Source organism: Microvirga massiliensis (genome assembly GCF_001006805.1).
GTDB lineage: Bacteria > Pseudomonadota > Alphaproteobacteria > Rhizobiales > Beijerinckiaceae > Microvirga > Microvirga massiliensis.
Genome location: NZ_LN811350.1, coordinates 150,160 through 154,081, shown reverse-complemented (window position 1 = coordinate 154,081; position 3,922 = coordinate 150,160). Strand labels below are relative to the sequence as shown.

At 58.3% G+C, this 3,922-nt stretch carries 2 protein-coding genes; both read left to right on the top strand.

What is annotated here, in order from left to right; genetic code table 11:
- Positions 1–1,768, top strand: a 1,768-nt coding sequence (locus tag BN1233_RS00640) for a GmrSD restriction endonuclease domain-containing protein (protein ID WP_046861595.1), incomplete at its 5' end; no start/stop codon positions are given.
- Positions 1,728–3,922: site-specific DNA-methyltransferase (locus BN1233_RS00635; RefSeq protein ID WP_210168206.1), on the top strand; the 2,195-nt coding region annotated here is incomplete at its 3' end. The genes BN1233_RS00640 and BN1233_RS00635, both read left to right, overlap by 41 nt.

The window sequence follows — 3,922 nt, the reverse complement described above, 5'->3', positions numbered from 1 at the left end:
CGCATTCCCCGTCGGTGCCTTGATGACACTTGAAATGAAGGCTGGCGCCGCCGAGACCTTTGCGCGTCGGCCGGTCCAAGGCGCTCAGCCTGAGGCAGCGAGTCGGGCTCCCGATCAACTTCTGCTGGATGGCCAGCAGCGCATGACTTCGCTTTACCAGACCTGCATCCGCAAGGAGGTCGTCCAAACCATTACGTCGCGCCAGAAGTTGGTAAAACGTTGGTTCTATATTGATATTGAGAAAGCGCTGAGGCCGGATGTTGATCGGGAAGAGGCAATTTTCACTGTTCCGGAAGATCGAAAAATAAAAGAGAACTTCGACCGCGACGTTGTGCTTGATCTATCGACCCCTGATGCCGAGTACAAGAATCTGATGTTCCCGGTGAACCAGGTTTTTGACTGGGACGCATGGCAGGACGGTTTCGGCGACTATTGGATTGCAAAGGGCGACATCGCCAAGCGCCAGATCTTCCAACGGTTTAAGAACGAGGTCCTCCAGCATTTCAAGAGCTATCAGGTACCGGTCATCGCGCTTGGACACGATACGTCGCACGAAGCCGTGTGTCTCGTCTTCGAGAAGGTCAATACCGGAGGGAAACCGCTCGACGCCTTCGAACTTGTCACCGCTATGTATGCCGCCAAGGGGTATCGCCTGCGGGACGATTGGTTCGGCGGTGGTGGAAATCTAGGGTTACAGGCCCGGCTTCAGACCTTCGGCCGCACGGCAGATCAGAAATCTGGAGTCCTGGAGAAGGTAGCGAGCACCGACTTTCTCTCGGCCATCGCACTGCTTCACACCAAGGCGATTCGGAACGAAGCAGTCGCCGCAGGCGTGAAAGAAAGCGACCTGCCGGCCGTACGCGCAACGCGGCAGTCACTTCTCGACCTTCCTCTTGAAGCCTACAAAGCGAACAAGAAGCGGGTGGAGGAGGGATTTCTGACGGCTGCGAAGTTCCTGCGTCAGCAGAACATCTTCCGGGTTGCCGACTTGCCGTATCAAACGCAACTTGTCCCGCTTGCAGCTATCCTGGCCGAGATCGGTGATAAATGGGAACACGCCGAGACCAGGCGCAAGCTCGCCCGCTGGTACTGGTGCGGCATTTTTGGAGAGCTCTACGGATCGGCGGTCGAGTCGCGTTTCGCAAAGGACATCATGGAAGTTCCGGCTTGGCTCGACGGCGGCCCCGAGCCGACGACGGTGCGGGATGGCATCTTCCGGCCTGATCGCCTTCGCACCATGCGGACGCGCCTATCGGCAGCCTACAAGGGAATCCATGCACTTCTCATGCAAGAGGGCGCGCTCGACTTCCGGACTGGACAAGCCTTCGACCAAACCGTTTTCTTCGACGAGTCCGTAGATATCCATCACATCTTCCCGGAAGATTGGTGCAAGAGGCGGAAGATCGAGCCTAAGGTCTACGACACCATCATCAATAAGACTTCGCTCAGCTACCGGACCAACCGTATTCTCAGTGGTGTAGCGCCATCCGAGTACCTCGCGAAGCTCGAAGCCGGTCGGAAAGGCGACCCTGCCATCGCGCCGTCCGTGCTGGACAGTTACCTCCTGACCCATTGCATCGATCCCAAGCTTCTTCGGGCTGATGATTTCGACAGTTTCATGAAGGACCGTGAAAAGCGTTTGCTTGTACTGATTGCAGCGGCCACCGGGCACAAGGTTGAGGCCGAGGTTTCCGCATCGGCGGACGAGATCGAGATCCCGGACGACATTGCTCGCGACACCGACATTACGGCCATCGCGGCTGAATGAGATAAGGGAAGTGCGGAGCATGGCCAAGAGAGCGATCGAGGTTGCGGCGCTGAAGCACGATGCCGCCACGCGCAAGAACATCCCGACGGCCGAATACGAAAGCGTGATGCGGGCGGAGGAGAAGAGCCCGGTCCAGCTCGCCTATGAGCGGCGCAACCGTGATCTCGATCCGCAGCTCGTCTGGCGCGGCAAGGATGAGCAGGACTGGTCCGATCTCATCGTGCAGGCGCCGCCGCTCTACATCCAGGAGAAGGTGCACCCGAAAGTCATCATCGATGATCTGCGGCGGGAGACGAAAGAGCGCACGAAGGAACAGGCCGGAGAAACGAGTGATCTCTTTGCCGATTTCAACGGGCTAAAGGGCAAGGAGGCCGCGACCGAGTTCTATCAGCATGACCAGCACTGGTCGAACCGGATGATCTCGGGCGACAGCCTTTCGGTCATGGCGAGCCTTGCCGAGCGCGAGGGGCTGCGGGGTCAAGTGCAGTGCATCTATTTCGACCCTCCATACGGCATCAAGTTCAACTCGAATTTCCAGTGGTCCACGACCTCACGCGACGTGAAGGACGGAGCGCGGGACCACGTCACGCGGGAGCCCGAGCAGGTACGCGCGTTGCGTGATACTTGGCGCGACGGTATCCATTCTTATCTCACGTATCTGCGTGATCGCCTCACTGTTGCGCGTGACCTGCTGCACGAGAGTGGTAGCATTTTTCTTCAGATTGGCGATGAGAATGTCCATCGTGTGCGAGCGCTGATGGACGAGGTATTTGGAGGAGAGAATTTCATCTCGCAGATCACATTCAAGAAGACTGGTGGTCAAAGCTCGGCTGCAATCGCGAATGTCACCGACGTTTTGCTTTGGTATTCGAGGAATCACACCGCACTAAAGGTGCGATCGTTATTCTTCGATAAGTCGCCGGGTGACGAAGGGGCCACTAACTACACTTGGGTAGAAGATCAATCTCGTAACCGGCGCCCTTTGACAGCTGCGGAGAAGGAAGGGCGGGAGCCCTTGGCAAAAGGGCTTCGCGCAATGCAGCCATATCCGATGTTTTCTGATGGGCCGTCACTACGAGACAGGCCGTTCGAGTGGCGGAGATCAGAGTACAAGCCGTCAGCAAACGCGCATTGGAAGACTCATGCGGCAGGCTTAGCTCGCCTGAGTCAAGCCGATCGACTATTAGCGCAAGGCAAAACGTTGAGATTTGTGAATTACCTTGACGACTACAGAGTGACTCCAATTCTAAATATCTGGACCGATACCCAGATTAGCGGATTCGGGGCAGACCGAGTTTATGTAGTTCAAACACCGCCAAAAGTGGTTGAACGCTGCATCCTGATGACAACCGATCCTGGCGACCTCGTGCTGGATCCAACCTGCGGCTCCGGCACTACCGCCTACGTCGCTGAGCAGTGGGGCCGGCGCTGGATCACCATTGATACATCGCGCGTCGCTGTCGCGCTCGCCCGCTCTCGTCTGATGGGAGCGCGTTATCCATATTATCTTCTCGCCGACAGTCCAGAGGGCCAGCGCAAGGAAGCCGAGGTCATACGCACTGCGCCCAAGACTACGCCGACGCGCGGCAACATCCGCCACGGCTTCGTATACGAGCGCGTTCCTCACATTACTCTGAAGTCCATTGCTAACAACGCCGAAATCGACGTCATTTGGGAGAGATGGCAGGAGACCCTGGAACCCTTGCGAGTCGCGCTCAACAGGGCGCTCGGCAAAGCGTGGGAAGAGTGGGAGATCCCACGCGAGGCCGATTCCGAATGGCCCGTTGCGACAAAGGACGCGCACGCCCGCTGGTGGGAGGCGCGCATCGCCCGCCAGAAGGAGATCGATGCCTCGATCGCTTCCAAGGCCGAGTTCGAGTACCTTTACGACAAGCCTTACATTGACAGGGACCGCATCCGCGTCGCCGGCCCCTTCACGGTCGAGAGCCTCTCTCCCCACCGCACCCTCACCGTGGACTGGAATGACGAGCTGATCACGCGCGGCTTTGGCGAGACCGGGCCGGGCAGCCGCTATGATGGGCCGGCGCCCGCAAAGGACTTCGCCGGCATGATCCTCGAGCAGCTCAAGGCCGCCGGGGTGCAGCAGGCACACAAGGAGGATCGGATCACCTTCACGAGCCTTACGGGTTGGCC